The sequence below is a fragment of the Streptomyces sp. NBC_01092 genome (assembly GCF_045039535.1).
Classification (GTDB): Bacteria; Actinomycetota; Actinomycetes; order Streptomycetales; family Streptomycetaceae; genus Streptomyces.
On sequence record NZ_CP108659.1, the window covers coordinates 8515412 to 8530635 of the forward strand.

Sequence of the window (15224 nt, forward strand, 5' to 3'; positions counted from 1 at the left end):
GGAGAGGCCATGGCAACGGGGGGATGGGGTCCTGGACCCGGCTCGGGACAACCGGGCGGCAACGGACCGGGCGGCCAGGGCTGGGGCCCCAACAACGCCTACGGGCCCCACACCGGCGGCAACCCCTATGGCCCGCCCGCGCCGAACCCGTACCCGAATCCGAACCCGTACCCGAATCCGAACCCGTACCCCTACGGCCCGCCGCCCGGCGCTCCCGCCCCCGCTCCCGCGGCGCGCCGCCGTGGTAGCTGCCTGTCGTACTTCTCCCCGTTCTACCTGGCCTTCGCCATCATCCGCTCCGCGCACCGCGTCGCCACGCGGCTCTTCGTGCAGCAGGGCGACGGCCGGATAGTGGACCGCACCGTGGACCGCGTCCAGGTGGCCCGCACCGTGCTCGGCGTGCTGGCCACCCTCGCGCTGATCCTCGTCTACGGCGTGGAGAAGGACCGCTGGAACAACGCGGCGGAGGCGGGCTTCGCCAACGCGCTCATCACGCCCATCCTGCTGATCTGCACAGGGCCACTGGTCATCCTCGGATTCATCCTCTACGCGCCCCCGCACCTGCGGCCGCACATGCGTTCCCGGCTCGGCGCCCCGGCAAAGGCGGTCGGCTGGTACGTACTGACGCTGGTGGTCCTCGCCTCGGTCATCTACGTGGGCGGCACGGGACTCAAGGACAGCCTGCACGGCTGGCAGGTGTATCCGCTCGCGCTCGTCCTGATGGTCGCGATCTTCTGGGGGCTGCCCTTCTTCGTCCTCGCGTCGCTGTACTCCGCCCGCAGTGCCTTCAACACCGCCCATGTCCACCCGATGCTGCCGCCCGTGGTCACCGCCGTACTGGTGTGGGTGCTCACCATCTTCAACCTGATCGACAGCGGCATGCCGGCGGGGCCGCCGGTGGCCCAGTTCTGCTCCCTGCTGGGCGGACCGCTGTCGGTGACCGCGGTCTCGGCGTGGGAAGTGTGGCGCCTGCGCACGCGCTTCGGAGTCACCGTCCGAGGCTGAGCCGCAGCCGGGCACGGGTCGGCGCCGGGCGACGGCGCACCACGACAAGAATCGTGCAAGGCGTCGTCCCACCGACTGCAAGCCGGTGTCGGACGCCGCGTTGCCCAGCACGCCCAGCACTCCTGGCGTTCGGTGTCGGTGCGTCACATCGCTTGCAAGAGTGCGTCAAGGCCGACAGGACAGGCTGTGCGGCGGGTCGTTGGTGATCGGGATCGGCTCGGTTCCGTTCCCACCCGGCGACTCGCTCCTCAGCCGTCTTCCTCCTCGGAGATCGCCATGGCGCAACGCCCGAAGATAGTTCTCGTCGGCCAGCTCCTGACCACCCCGTGGGTGCTCGACGCCGCCCAGCGGATCGGCGTCGACGTGGTGCTCGTCCCCTGGACGGGAACCAGCGTCGAAGCGGCGCGGCAGGCCACCGCGGTCACCGAGGTGCTGCCCCTGGACATCGAAGGGGACCCGGACAACGCGCTGGCGGCCCTCGTCGAGCGCCACCGCGCCGACCCCTTCGACGGAATCATGGCGGGCAACGAGCTGGTGGTGCCCTTCACGGCCCGTGCCGCGAAGGCCCTCGGGCTCACCGGCCTGTCCGAGCAGGCCGCGGCGATCGTGCGGGACAAGCGTGCCATGCGACGTGCGTTGAGCGAGGCGGGCCTCGAGGTACCCGGGTTCGTCCTCCTGGAGCGCGCGGAGGACTGGACGGACGCGTTGACGCTGCGCTTCCCGGTCGTGGTGAAGCCGGTCCGCGGATTCTCCAGCCTGGGCGTTATCCGCGTCGACGACAAGGAGCAGCTCGAACAGGCCGTCGGCAGCACCTGGGAGCTGGTTCAGGCCCGCGCCCACAAGCCCGTCGAAACGGGCGGGGGCGGCGGCGTCCTGGTCGAGGAGTACCTGGACGGGCCCGAGATCTCCGCCGAGTCCCTGGTCCACGACGGCCGGGTACGGATCGGCGCCATCGCCTGGAAGGGGGAGATCACGGGGCCGTACTTCGAGGAGACCACGCTGCGGGCGCCGGCCCAGCTGCCCACCGAGATCCTGTCGGCGATCGAGGCGGAAGTCGTCGCCGCGCACCAGGCCTTCGGCGTCGACCAGGGCGCCACGCACACCGAGCTGCGGTTGGTCGGCGGGGTGCGGCCTGTCCTGCTGGAGATGGGCGCGCGCATCGGTGGCGGGGGCTTCATGCACCACTTCGTCCAGGTCAGCAGCGGCATCGACTTCGCGGCGGACACCCTGCGCGTACACCTCGGTCGTGAACCCCTGTGCTGGACCGAGGAGACGGTGCCGACCGGTCACGCCGCGGCCTACCTGGTGCCGGTCGGCACCGGTGGAGTGTTCCGACGGGTGCGCGGCCTGGACGAGGTGCTCGCCGACCCCCGGGTGGACCATGTGTCGCAGGGCGTCGCCCCCGGCACCGTGCTTCGCCCCTACCCGGCGTGGTCCGCGTACCCGGCGATCGTGCTGTCCCACCACGCGTCGGACGCGGCGGCCGTGGCGTTCCGCGACCACCTCGTGCGTACGCTGCACGTCGAGTACGAGGAGCAGGGGTGACGCTGCCGTTCGTGCCGCGGCGCGAGACGGCGGAGAACGGCTCGTGAAGCGGCGGGCCTCGGCCCTCGAAGGACTGCCGAGGGCGTTCTGGTGGCTGTGGGCCGGAACGCTCATCACGTCCGCCGGCGGCTTCGTCGTACCGTTCCTCGCCATCTATCTGACGACCGTGCGCGGCTACTCGGTGTCCTTCACCGGCGTGGTCATGGCCGTGTTCGGCATCGGCAGCGGCCTTGCCTCGCTGGTCGGCGGAGTCCTCGCGGACCGTCTCGGCCGCCGGGTGGTCCTGCTGGCCAGCGAGGCGCTGACCGTCGTCGGCATGCTGGGGCTCGGCGCCGCGCACAGCAAGGTCCTGCTGCTCGCGGGCACCCTGGTCGTGGGCGTGGGGCTCAACGCGACCCGGCCGGCCCGGGCGGCGGCCGTGGCCGACCTGGTGGAGGAGGCCGAACGGCCGCGTGCCTTCTCCCTGCTGTACTGGGCGACCAACCTCGGCTTCTCGGTCGCCGCCGTCACCGCCGGCGTGGCCGCGGAGCACGGCTTCCTCGTGCTGTTCCTGGTGAACGCGGGCGCCAACCTGGTCGCCGGCGTGATCGTCTACCGCTACCTCCCGGAGACCCGACCGGAGTCGGCCCAGCCGCCTGACCGGCCCGTCGGGCGGGGGACGGGAGCCGTCCGCCGGGACCGTTCCCTGCTGGTGCTGCTCGGCTCGGTGCTGTTGCTCGGGGTCATGTTCCAACAGCCGTTGGTGGCACTGCCGCTGACTATGACGGAGCAGGGGCTCAGCCCGGCGCAGTACGGCACGGCCATGATGGTGAACGGCCTGGTCATCGCGGTGTTCCAACTGCCGCTCGGCCGACTCGCGGAGCGGCTGAGGCCGGAGTCCGCACTGGCCGGGGCCACCGTGCTCGCCGCCGTCGGCTTCGGCCTCACCGGCCTCGTCCACACCCTGCCGGGCTACGCGGCGACCGTGGTGCTCTGGAGCCTCGGAGAGATCGTCGTCTGGCCCACGTGCATGGTGCTCGTGGCCCTCCTGGCACCACCCCACGCACAGGGCGGCTACCAGGGGAGGCTGCTGATGGTGTGGAGCACGTCCGTGGCCCTGGCACCGCTGCTCGGCAGCCAGTTGATCGAGGCGTCCGGCACGGCCGCGGTCTGGACGGCCTGCCTGGCGCTGGGGTTCGTGGCGGCCGGGATCCACCTCGTCCTCGCGCGTCTGCGCCGGGCACCGGCGTCCGAGGACGCCGACCCCGTGCTGCAGTCCTGACCCACCCCGACCGGCGTGCCGCTCGCACCCGTGTGTGAGCGGCGCTCGTCCACCCACCACCCCGGTCCCCGCGGACCGCCAACCCCAAGGGATGCCCCATGTCGTTGCTGGACCTGAACCCCGACGAACTGCTGACCACCACCCGATCCGTGCGCAAGCGGCTGGACCTGACCCGCCCGGTGCCGCTGGAACTCGTCAAGGAATGCATCAACGTCGCCCTGCAGGCCCCCACCGGGAGCAACCGGCAGACCTGGCACTGGATGGTCATCACGGACCCGAAGCAGCGGGCGGAGATAGGCCGTTACTACCAGCTCGCCGTGCAGACGTATCTGGGCTCGGAAGGGGCGTGCGGCACGCTGTACCCGGAGGACCCGGCACGTCACGCGGTGCAGAAGCGCGTGGGCGACAGCGTCGCCTACCTGGGTGAGCGGATGAGCGAGGTGCCCGTTCTCGTCATCCCCTGCCTGGACGCGAGCGCGGCGCCCGAGTACAACGAGGCAGGCATGTGGGGGTCGATCGTCCAGGCCGGGTGGAGCTACATGCTGGCCGCCCGGGCGCGCCGGCTGGCGTCCGCCTGGACCACGCTGCATCTGATGTACGAGAAGGAGATAGCCGAGCTGCTGGGCATTCCCGACGGCGTCGTCCAGGCGGCACTGCTTCCGACGGCGTACTCGATCGGTACGGACTTCAAGCCCGCGCCGCGACAGCCGCTCGACGACGTGATGCACCTCGACACCTGGTAGACACGAGGCGGCCCCTCACCCCGGGAGGGGGTGAGGGGCGCTCGCGCTCACGTCGAATAGTCGGCGTTGAGCCGGACGTACCCTTCGGTCAGATCGCAGCCGTACACGGTGAAGGCACCGTCCGCGATGGCGAGATCGATGCCGATGACCACCTCGCTGCCGCGCATCTGCTCGGCCACCGCGGCGCGCACCTCGTCCTCGTCGCTCCCGCCGTGCCGACCGGGCGGGTAGACGGCCACCTCACCGAACCGGATGACGACCTTGTCCTGGTCGATGTCCGTGTCCTCGGAGCACTTGCCGATCGCCATGGCCACCCGCCCCCAGTTGGGGTCGCCGCCGTGCACGGCGGTCTTCACCAGCGGCGAGTTGACCACCGCCTTGCCGACGCGCTTGGCCTGTGCGGTGTCCCGGGCCCCGCCCACCCGCACCTCGATGAGCTTGCTCGCGCCCTCGCCGTCCGACGCGATGGACTTGACCAGTTCCAACGCCACCTCGTACAGGGCCTGTTCGAACGCCGCGGGGTCCACGGGCCCCGCCAGGCCGTTGGCGAAGAGCGCCGCGGTGTCGCTGGTGGAGGTGTCCGTGTCGATGCTGACCGCGTTGAACGTCCGGTCCATGACCCGGCGGAAGACCCGGTCCTGCTCCTCGCGGTCCAGCCGGGCGTCGGTGGCGAAGAAGGTCAGCAGGGTGGCCATGTCGGGCTCCATCATGCCGACGCCCTTGGCGATGCCGGTGATCACCGCGTCGCCGACCCGCCTGCGGGCCACCTTGGGCCGGGTGTCCGTGGTCATGATGGCCTGCGCTGCCCGCTCGAAGCCGCCGTCGGCAGCGAGCGGGGCAAGGGTCTTGATGTGGTCCCGGATGCCCTCCATCGGATACTGCCTGCCGATCACGCCCGTGGAGGCGATGAGCAGTTCGTCCTCGGCCAGGCCGACCGCGCGGGCGACCGAGGCGCGCACCTCGCGCGCGTTGCGTTCGCCCTGCGCCCCGGTGGCCACGTTCGCGTTGCGGGCGAGTACGACGACACCCCGTGCGCCGCGGTCCGCGGCCGCCTCACGGCTCAGCAGCACGCTGGGCCCGGCGAAGCGGGAACGCGTGAAGACCGCACTCACCACGGCCGGCTCCGTGGACATCAGCACGGTGAAGTCGTCGCGTCCGTCGTCCGCCAGCCCTACGGGCGCGGTGTGCACCGCGAACCCTCGCGGATCGAAGGCTGCGCTGTCTGTCATGGTCGATCGTCTCCCTGGAAGCGGATATCGGTCCACCGGCCGACGGAAAGCGCTCACCAGGCGTCCGGCGGACCCTGGCATTCTTCCCTGTACCGGGAGGACATTCGGACCTCGGACAATCGACTGGCGGCGTGGGCCGGCCCTCCCAGGCCGGCCCACGCCGCCAGTGACCTGCGACGATCTACCGGCGCGGCGCGAAGTCCACGACGTCACCGGCCCGTTCGCCACCGGACAGCTGTCCGCCTCGGTCCGTGCGGATGTAGACCCGGTGCAGCCAGCGGTCCTTGCCGTCCCAGCGCGGGCTGAAGGGCGTGCGGGCGTGCGTGGTGCGGAAGTTGTCGATGATGACCATGTCGCCGGGGGTGAGGCGCACCGACTCGGTCACCTCGTCGAGCGCCTTCGACAGCACAGAGACGGCCTCGACGTCGGCCGGCTCCCGCGGCGCGAGGAGTTCACGGTCGTATCCGAGCAGCGGGTCCTGCGGATCGCCGTAGAACGGCCTGACGTTGGCGATGGCGCCGGGGTCCTCGACGCCGCCGCGGAACGCGACGTCCACGCAGCAGGGCATGGGGCGCTCGTAGAGGTGGCTGCGGACCTCGTCCGGGATGAGGGGCAGCGCCCGGCGGATCGAGCTCACCAGCGTGGCCGCCTTGCGCTCGTGGTCCGCCCGGGAGCAGGCGAGCATCACATAGTTCGGCTGGAGGACGTGGTACGCCATCTCCGTGTGGAACTCCAGCAGGGTCTCGGAGGTCTCCGAGGACAGGTGGTGCGCGCCCGGCGAGGGATACACGTCGTGGTACACGGAGCCCGAACGCAGCTCCCGGTAGGCGGTGTGCAGGCCCAGGCGGCGGCCGACGATCCCCAGCATCGCCTCCATCCGCTGGAGCGGGCGGTCCACGGGGGCCGGGGTGCTGGTGGGGGTGTCCGGCAGGTCGTCGTCGCGCTCCACCGGCAGGCCGCGCAGCAGCAGGTAACCGGCGTGGTTGCCGCCCGCGTTGAAGTCGTCGAGCGCCGCTCCCAGGTCCTCGGGGAGATCGGCGGCGGCCTCATGCGCGGCGTCGAGGAAGCCGTACAGGTCCTCGCGGGGGACCCGGGGCAACCGGGTGGTCAGCCCGAGCAGATGGGCGGAGTACTCCGAGCAGTCGATCACGGTCACGAGCTCTTCCTTTCTCGGGTGACGGAGCGCGCGTACTGGTACAGCAGTTCCGCTCCTATCTCAGTGGCCAGCACGGAGGTGATGCCGCCGTGGTCGTAGAGCGGCGAGACCTCCATGACGTCGAAGCCCACCGGGCGCAGGTCGCCGACTCCGCGCAGCAGGGCGAGCACCTCGCGCGAGGTGGGGCCGCCCGGAGCGGGTGTCCCGGTGCCCGGCGCGAAAGCCGGGTCCACGACGTCGACGTCCACCGACACATAGACCGGCAGGTCGCCGACCTGCTCACGGACCAGGGCGGCGGTGGCCTCGGGGCCGAGCGCGCAGAACTCGTCGGCCGTGAGGATCCGCACGCCGTGCCCGCGGGCGTAGTCCAGTGAGTCGGGCTGCGGATTGTGCCCCCGGATCCCGATCTGCACCATGCGCTGCGGGTCGACGAGCTTTTCCTCGATGGCGTGCCGGAACGGGGTGCCGTGGTGGTACTCGCCGCCGTAGAACGCGGGGTTGGTGTCGGAGTGCGCGTCGAGGTGCAGCACGGCTACGGGGCCGTGCTTGCCCGAGACCGCGCGCAGGGCGGCCAGCGTCAGCGAGTGGTCGCCGCCGATCATCAGGAAGGCGGCGTTGTCGGCGAGCAGGCCGGTCAGCCGCTGCTGGGCGGTGTCCATCGCGATGTGCATGTTGAACGGGGTCAGGTCGATGTCCCCGGCGTCCACGCAGCTGATGAGGTCGAAGGTGCCGGGCCCGCGGTCGATGCCCACGCCGTGGATGAGGCCGGACTCGTTGCGCACGGCGCGCGGACCGAAGCGGGCTCCGGGCCGGTAGCTGGTGCCGCCGTCGTAGGGGGCGCCGATGACCACGACGTCCTTGCCCTCGGGTGACGGGTCGTGCGGTAGGCGCATGAAGGTGGGGATCTGCGCGTAGCGGGGGGAGATGTTGGTGTCGATGCGATTCACGGTGTGGTCCCTGTTCGGTGCAGATATCCGGGGTGGGACGGACGGTGTGGGGTCGAGAGGCGGCCGGTGGACGGCTCGCACGTCACTGGGCGGCCGTCCGGGCGTCGGCCTCCAACCGGTCGGCGGCCCACTGCACGACCGCGTCGGTCTTCACCTCGTCCGGGTGCCGGCCCTCGACGACGACCTGGTCGAACAGCTGCTGGACGACGAGGTGCTTGGCCCGGTGCACGCTCCCGGGCGGCACCGACGACTCCGTCAGCAGCCGGGTGAACGAGGAGGTGGTGCCCGAGCCCTCGTGCACGCCGAGCTTGGGACGGATGACGACCTCGTGCGGCAGCAGATCGCCCATGGCGGCGCGCAGCACCCACTTGTCCTGGCCGTAGCGGCGCTTCAGCCCCGCTTCCAGCCCGACCAGCACGTCCAGGACGTCACGGTCCCAGAAGGGGTGGGTGGACCAGTGGCCGCTGATGCCGGAGAGCACCGGCGTCATCTCGTTCAGCCCGTCGAAGGTGGCCATGTCGTGGCAGACGGCCGTGTCCAGCTCGGGCAGCCGGTCCTCGCGGTGCATGCCGCCCAGCGGGATGTCGGCGCCGTACCCGGTGAGGATCCGCCGGCCCGGCCCTTCCAGCCGCAGGTACAGGGCCGTCAGCGGCAGCAGGTACTCGATGATGTCCGGGTCCAGGGACTCCGCCGCCCACACCGCGTGCGGCAGTTGCCGCAACAGGTCGGCGGTGGACATGCTGATCTCCCGGTGCGCGGAGCCGAGATGGGTGGCCACGACGCGGGCCTGCGGGAACTCGTCGGCCTCCTCGGTGCCCATGGAGACGGTGTCGATGGGCCCCGCCGACCTGCGGGCGGCCAGCGTCGCGACGCTGGAGGAGTCGATGCCCCCGGAGAGCACCACCAGGGGCGTGTCCTTGCCGGTGCGCGTTGCCACGGCACGCTCCAGAACCTGGCGGACCGTGTCGACCGCCTCGTTCTCCGACACGATCCGGCGGCCCAGCGGCGGCGTCCACGTCTGGCGGGCGACGCACTTCCCGGTGCCCACCTCGATGTCCAGCACGGTGCCGGCCGGTACCTGGTGGACGCCGGCCAGCCGGCGGACCGGCCGGGCGGCGATCGGCCGCCCGGCCGGAGCCGCCCGCAACGCCTTCGCCTCGGTCGCCGCCAGGACCCGGCCGGCCGTGGCGCAGGCGTACAGCGGCACCGACCCCGCATGGTCGGTGGCGAGCACGGCCCGGTCGGCGGACCCGACCAGTGCGGCGAACCGCCCGTTCAGCAGCCGGAACGCGTGCACGTCGTAGACGGCGAAGAGAGCGAGGACCAGGGCTGCGTCGCCGACCGGCGAGGCGTCAGCGGGCAGCAGCCGGATCAGCTCGTCCTGGTTGTACAGCTCGCCGGCGAGGATCACCGTGGTGCCCCGGGATTGAGCGTGAGCGCCGTCCGGGGCCCCCGAGTGCAGGAGGACGGCGCGCATGTTCTGACCGGGAGTGCGCTCGCTCAGTTCGGCCGTGGAGCCGAGGGACGCGAAGACCGGTTCCAGGGGCGCGCCCCCGTCCTTGCTGACCTCGACGAGGAAGCCGACGGCGGCGGGGAGGTTCCGCGCCATGATCAGATGCTCAGGGCGCCGAAGCCGCCGGCCTGGAAGTCGTAGTTCACCGGCACCTCGACCACGAACGGCCGCCCCAGCCCCGCACCCTTGCGCAGCGCGGCCAGGAGTTCCTCACGGGTACCGGCCTTGATCGCCTCGACGCCGTTGGCGCGGGCGAGCGCGACGAAGTCGACGCCGGTGAACTTCACCGCCGGGTCGAAGGAGCGGTGGTGGCCGAGGTTCTGGTACAGCTCGATCAGGCCGTTGGTGTCGTTGTTGACGACGACCGTGACGATCGGCAGGTTGAGCCGGGCGATGGTCTCCAGGTCGGCGCTGTTGGAGTGGAAGCCGCCGTCACCCGCGATGAGGAAGGTCGGCTGTCCGGGCCGGGCGAGCTGGGCACCCATCGCCGCCGGCAGACCGTAGCCGAAGCTGGAGCAGCCCGCCGAGGTGAGGAAGCCGAACGGCTGGTCGGCGCGGGCGAACAGCACCCCGTAGTGCCGGAAGAACCCGATGTCGGAGACGATGGTGCCCTCACCGGACTCCGCGGTCTCCTCCATGACGGTGTTCATGCAGTCCATGACCTGGTGCACCCGCATGCCGTCGTCGTACTGGTCGGGGTCGGCCAGGAACTCGCCGATCCGCTCCCGCAGCGGCGTGATGTCGTGCGGGGTCTTCGCGGCGACGTCCGCCGTCCGGCTGTCCAGGTACTCCATGAACATCTGCACGTCGGTGACGATGTCGACGTCCGGGCGGTAGACCCGCGGAATCGGGTTCGCCGTCGGCGACACCCGCACCGTCGTCTTCTCCCCGCCGCGCTTCCACATCGAGGGCCGCAGGTCCTCGGCGTAGTCGTAGCCGATGGTGAGGATGACGTCGGCCGGCCCGAACAGGGTCTCCAGGGCCGGGAAGGACAGGATGCCGTCCATGTAGCCGGTGACCGCGCCGTAGTTGAGCTCGTGCCCGTGCGGCAGTACGCCCTTGGCGATGTAGGTGGTGATCACGGGGATCTGCAGCCGCTCGGCCAGTGCGCGGATGGTGGGCACGGCGCCGGAGCGGATGGCCGCGGCACCGACGACCAGCACGGGGTGCTGCGCCGACTTGAGCAGGTCGACGGCCTGGTCCGCGGCCTGCTCCCAGCCGGCCTCGACCGCGCCGATCGGCTTGGCCGGAGTCCTCGCCGGGGGGTGGACCACCGAGGTGTCTATCGCGCCGCCGAGCAGGTCGACGGGCAGGGAGATGAAGCTGGGGCCCACCGGCTCGGTCATCGCGGCGGTCATCGCGGAGTCCACCAGGTCGGTGATGTCGTCGGGCCGCTGGAGTTCCACGGAGTACTTGGTCATCGGGTCCATGACCGCCACCGAGTCCAGGCACTGGTGGGTGTCGTTGGGGAAGATGTCGTGCGACTCCGACTGGGCCGCGAGCGCGATGACCGGGGAGCGGTCGAGTATGGACGTGGCGACCCCGGTGGACAGGTTCGTCATGCCGGGGCCCAGCGTGGCCCAGCAGGCCTGCGGCCGGCCCGTGATGCGGGCCAGCACGTCGGCGGCGACGCCGGCGGTGAACTCGTGACGGGTCAGGACGAAGTCGATGCCCTCCGCCTCGTCGAAGAGGATCGACGCCGCCTCCCGGCCCACCACGCCGAACACGGTGCGCACCCCGTGGTCGTGGAGTCGCCGCAGCAGGGCGTGGGCGGTCGTCGGCACAGTGCTCGGGCCGGTGGAGACACGTGACATGGCAGCTCCTCTGTGGGGAAGTCCCTGAATCAGGCGTGTGCTCGTCCAGACGGCACGGATTGGCGTGCCGGCCTGGGCACCGCCGAGTGTGCCGAGCGTGTCTTGCAGCGCCATGGACATCCCCTTGCGGCGCTCGTGCCCGGGACGGCCCGTCCGAGCCTGCTCGGTCAGTGGATGCCAAGTGCGTGCCAAGCGGGCGCTGTCAGCATCTGCGCAGTCAGCGATCTCCGCTTCCCAGGTGACCAGAGGTGTTTTCCATGGACGTGTTGGAAGTCCTGCGGCGCCAGCCCAGCCTCAATCTCTTCCCCATCGAGAACAGGCTCTCCCCGCGGGCGCGGGAGGCACTGTCCAGCGACGCGAACAACCGCTACCCGTACGTCGAGGGGCCCGTGTCCCACTACGGGGACGTCATGGGGCTGGACAAGGTGTACGACTACTGCGTCGAGCTGGCCAAGGAGTTCTACGGCGCCCGGTACGGGTGCGTGCACTTCCTGTCCGGGCTCCACACCATGTACACCGCCATCACCGCCCTGGTGCCTCCCCGCAGCCGCGTCATGGTCCTGCACCCGGAGGACGGCGGGCACTACGCCACCATCACGGTCTGCGAGGGCCTCGGGCACTCCATCTCACGGCTGCCGTTCGACCGCAAGACCCTGCTGATCGACTACGACAAGCTGGCCGCCGAGCTCGAAGAGAACCCCGTCGACGCCATCTACCTCGACGCGTCCAGCATGCTGCGCCTTCCCGACGCCCGGCTGCTGCGCCAGGCGGCACCGGACGTCCTGATGTGCCTGGACGCCTCGCATCTGCTGGGCATCCTGCCGGCCGCGCCGCAGACCCTGGTGCTGGACGGCGGCTTCGACACCATCTCCGGCAGCACCCACAAGACCCTGCCCGGACCGCAGAAGGGCCTGCTGGTCACGAACGACGAGACCCTGGCGCAGAAGGTCATGGAACGGGTTCCGTTCACGGCGTCCAGCTCGCACGCCGGGAGCGTCGGCGCGCTCGCGGTCACGCTGGAGGAACTGCTGCCCTGCCGGGTGGAGCACGCCGAGCAGATCGTGTCCAACGCCCAGGAACTGGCCGCCCAGTTGGCGGGGCGCGGCTTCAGCGTGGCGGGCGAGGAGTTCGGCTGGACGCAGACCCACCAGGTCTGGGCGTACATCCCCGAGGAACAGGGACCGCACGGCTGGGGAAGGCTGCTGACCGAGGCGAACATCCGCAGTACGACGGTCCCCCTGCCCAGCAGTGACGGTCTGCCCGCCCTGCGCCTGGGGACACAGGAGTTGACGCGCAGTGGCATGAAGGAGGCCGACATGGCCGAGGTGGCCGAGATCCTGGAGCGGATCCTGCTGCGCGGTGAGGCGCCCGAGCGGGTGGCCGGCCAGGTCCGCGATCTCGCCCTGCGCTTCCCGGGGGTCGCCTACATAGGGTCCCCGCAGGGCATGTCCGCCGACTGATCCGGTTCGGGTCCGGACGGCTTGGTCCGAACGCTGGGCGCCGCTTCCCCGGTTGAGGGAAGCGGCGCCTTGGCATTCCGGGTCAGTTGCCCACCAGTTCCATGAGGAAGTCGCCGTAGCGCTCCCCGTGCACGTCCTCCGGCGCCACCGCCTCCTCGATCTCCCAGAGGTCCCGCGCGGACAGCGCGAGCCAGGCCGCGGCCAGGTTCTCGTCGAGGTGGTCCCTGCGGGCCGTACCCGGGATGGGGACGATGTCGTCGCCCTGATGATGGATCCAGGCCAGGGCGAGCTGGGCGGGGGTGACGTCCAGCCGGCGGGCGACGGCGCTCAGCTTGCCGATGAGCGCCAGATTGAGGCGGATGTTGCGCTCGGTGAAACGGGGCAGCGTACGCCGGAAGTCCTCGGGTCGCAGACCGGCCTGCGAGGTGACGCCCCCGGTGAGGAAGCCGCGGCCGAGCGGACAGCTCGCGATGACACCGATGCCCAGTTCACGGCACGTCGACAGAACATCGTGCTCGATACCGCGCGTCCACAGGGACCACTCGCTCTGCACCGCGGTGACCGGATGCACCGCGTGGGCCCGGCGGATCGTGTCGGCGGACACCTCCGACAGACACACATGGCGCACCTTGCCCTCGGCGACGAGTTCGGCCATGGCCTGCATGGCCTCCTCGATGCGTTCCCCGGGAGCGGCCCAGTGCTTGGTGTAGAGGTCCAGGTGATCCACGCCCAGCCGGCGCAGCGACCCCTCGCACCGGCTCCGGATGTAGTCCCGGTCCCCGCGCACTCCCAGGAACTCACCGCTCGCCGAGCGTTCCAGGCCCACCTTGGTGGCGATCAGCACCCGATCGCGTCGCCCGGCGATGGCGGCGCCGACCAGCCGCTCGCCCTCGCCGAGCCCCTGTACGTCGGCGGTGTCGAGCAGGGCGACGCCCCGCTCGACCGCCTGGTGGACGGTGGCGATCGCCTCGGCTCGGTCCGACTGCCCGTAGAACGAACTCATGCTGAGACAGCCCAGCCCCTGGGCCGGGACCTTCAGCGTTCCCAGCCTGCTCACGGGCAGTGCGGCAGCCGAAGCGGACGCGTCAGTCCATAAGTTCGGCACAGCACTCCTCAAGGACGTCGATCGCGTCGGCCAGCAGGGGCAGCGGAATCACCAGGGAGGGCAGGAACCGCAGGACGTTGCCATGAGTTCCGGCGGTCAGGAGAAGGACTCCCCGCGCCTGGCACGCCTTCACGAGGCGCTGCGCCAGCTCGGGGTCGGGCAGGGTACTGCCCGGCCGGACGATCTCGACGCCCACCATCGCCCCGCGCCCGCGTACCTCGCCCACGGCTTCATGCCGGCCGGCCAGGGCGTCCAGGCGGGTGAACAGGGTGGTGCCGATCGCCTGAGCCCGTTCCGTCAGCTTGTGGGTGCGCATCACGTCGATCGCGGCCAGGGCCGCCGCGCAGGCCACGGGGTTGCCGCCGTAGGTGCCGCCGAATCCGCCGAGTTGCACGGCGTCCATGAGTTCGGCGCGCCCGGTCACGGCGGACAGCGGCAGCCCGCCGGCGAGCGCCTTGGCCGTGATCACCAGGTCCGGTACGACGTCCTCGTGCTCGCAGGCGAACCAGGCGCCGGTGCGGCAGAACCCGGTCTGGATCTCGTCGGCGATGAAGAGGGCACCGTGTTCCAGGCACCATTCCTGCAGGGCGGACAGGAAGCCGGGGGCCGGCACGATGAACCCGCCCTCGCCCTGGATCGGCTCGACGACGACAGCGGCCACGTTGTCCCCGCCGACCTGCCGGTCCAGCGCCTCCAAGGCGCGCCGCGCCGCCTGTTCGCCGGTCATCCCCTCCGGATCGCGATAGGGGTACGAGGTGGGAATCCGGTGGATGTCCGGGGCGAACGGGCCGAAGCCCTGCTTGAAGGGCGCGTTCTTGGCCGTCAGCCCCAGGGCCAGGTTCGTGCGGCCGTGGTAGGCGTGGTCGAGGGCCACGATCGCGGTGCGGCCCGTGGCGGCCCGGGCGACCTTGACGGCGTTCTCGACCGCTTCGGCGCCGGTGCTCAGCAGGACACTCCGCTTGGCATGGGCGCCCGGGATCAGGCTCGCCAGTTCTTCGCAGACCTCGACATAGCCGGAGTAGGGGCTGGTGAGGACGCAGGTGTGGGTGAACCGGCCCGCCTGTTCCCGTATGGCGTCGACGACTTGGGGGGCCGCGTTGCCCACCGCCGTCACACCGAGGCCGGACGCCAGGTCGATGAGGGCATTGCCGTCGATGTCGTGCAGCAGGCCGGGCCCGGCCGCCGCCGCGTACACCGGCACCGCGCTGCCGACGCCGCGGGCGACGACCGACCGACGCCGTTCTTCGAGGGCGCGGGAGCGTGGCCCGGGTATCTCGGTCGAGAGGTGGCGCTGTTCTGGCCGTACGGAGGGCATCGAAGTGGTCAAGAGAATTCTCCTGTCCGTTCGGTGGGCTGTCATGAGGACTGGTACGAAATAGGCGCCCAGCCGAGCGGATTTCACATTAGCGGCCTCGACAGTCCCGGAACACCGTTGTTTTCGCACGG

12 protein-coding genes are annotated in these 15224 nt (G+C 71.0%); 5 read left to right on the top strand and 7 right to left on the bottom strand.

Annotated elements, in window-relative coordinates; translation table 11 throughout:
- Window positions 1–9 precede the first annotated feature (9 nt).
- From OG254_RS38460 to OG254_RS38475, 4 genes are all read left to right on the top strand, one after another.
- The gene (locus OG254_RS38460; RefSeq protein WP_405591400.1) at window positions 10–1005 is read left to right on the top strand and encodes a hypothetical protein; all 996 of its coding nucleotides are present in this window, start codon (window positions 10–12) and stop codon (window positions 1003–1005) included.
- A gap of 276 nt (window positions 1006–1281) precedes the next feature.
- Window positions 1282–2550: an ATP-grasp domain-containing protein gene (locus tag OG254_RS38465; RefSeq protein ID WP_405591403.1), complete on the top strand. Its 1269-nt coding sequence runs from the start codon at window positions 1282–1284 to the stop codon at window positions 2548–2550.
- A 43-nt stretch (window positions 2551–2593) separates the two neighbouring features.
- Window positions 2594–3811, top strand: coding sequence for an MDR family MFS transporter (locus OG254_RS38470; RefSeq protein WP_405591405.1), 1218 nt, complete (start codon window positions 2594–2596; stop codon window positions 3809–3811).
- Between the two features lie 98 nt (window positions 3812–3909).
- Window positions 3910–4554, top strand: coding sequence for a nitroreductase family protein (locus OG254_RS38475; RefSeq protein WP_405591408.1), 645 nt, complete (start codon window positions 3910–3912; stop codon window positions 4552–4554).
- Between the two features lie 47 nt (window positions 4555–4601).
- On the opposite strand, the gene argJ is transcribed toward OG254_RS38475, so the two are convergent.
- From argJ to OG254_RS38500, 5 genes are all read right to left on the bottom strand, one after another.
- On the bottom strand, window positions 4602–5783 hold the full coding sequence (gene argJ, locus OG254_RS38480) for a bifunctional glutamate N-acetyltransferase/amino-acid acetyltransferase ArgJ (RefSeq protein WP_405591411.1): 1182 nt from the start codon (window positions 5781–5783) through the stop codon (window positions 4602–4604).
- 181 nt (window positions 5784–5964) lie between these two features.
- On the bottom strand, window positions 5965–6939 hold the full coding sequence (gene cs1, locus OG254_RS38485; protein ID WP_405591414.1) for a clavaminate synthase Cs1: 975 nt from the start codon (window positions 6937–6939) through the stop codon (window positions 5965–5967).
- A complete protein-coding gene (speB, locus tag OG254_RS38490) occupies window positions 6936–7886 on the bottom strand; it encodes an agmatinase (protein WP_405591417.1) in 951 nt (316 codons plus the stop codon). The genes cs1 and speB overlap by 4 nt, the downstream gene beginning before the upstream one ends.
- 82 nt (window positions 7887–7968) lie before the next feature.
- Window positions 7969–9495: an asparagine synthase-related protein gene (locus tag OG254_RS38495; protein WP_405591419.1), complete on the bottom strand. Its 1527-nt coding sequence runs from the start codon at window positions 9493–9495 to the stop codon at window positions 7969–7971.
- 2 nt (window positions 9496–9497) lie between these two features.
- On the bottom strand, window positions 9498–11213 hold the full coding sequence (locus tag OG254_RS38500) for a thiamine pyrophosphate-binding protein (protein ID WP_405591422.1): 1716 nt from the start codon (window positions 11211–11213) through the stop codon (window positions 9498–9500).
- A gap of 257 nt (window positions 11214–11470) precedes the next feature.
- Between OG254_RS38500 and OG254_RS38505 the strand changes: the two genes are divergently transcribed.
- The gene (locus OG254_RS38505; RefSeq protein WP_405591425.1) at window positions 11471–12673 is read left to right on the top strand and encodes a serine hydroxymethyltransferase; all 1203 of its coding nucleotides are present in this window, start codon (window positions 11471–11473) and stop codon (window positions 12671–12673) included.
- A gap of 82 nt (window positions 12674–12755) precedes the next feature.
- Here OG254_RS38505 and OG254_RS38510 read toward each other — a convergent pair whose 3' ends face one another.
- Both OG254_RS38510 and gabT read right to left on the bottom strand, forming a co-directional pair.
- Entirely contained in the window at window positions 12756–13730 is a 975-nt protein-coding gene (locus OG254_RS38510) for an aldo/keto reductase (protein WP_405591428.1), read from the bottom strand.
- A 28-nt stretch (window positions 13731–13758) separates the two neighbouring features.
- Entirely contained in the window at window positions 13759–15093 is a 1335-nt protein-coding gene (gene gabT, locus OG254_RS38515; protein WP_405595438.1) for a 4-aminobutyrate--2-oxoglutarate transaminase, read from the bottom strand.
- Between the last annotated feature and the right edge of the window lie 131 nt (window positions 15094–15224).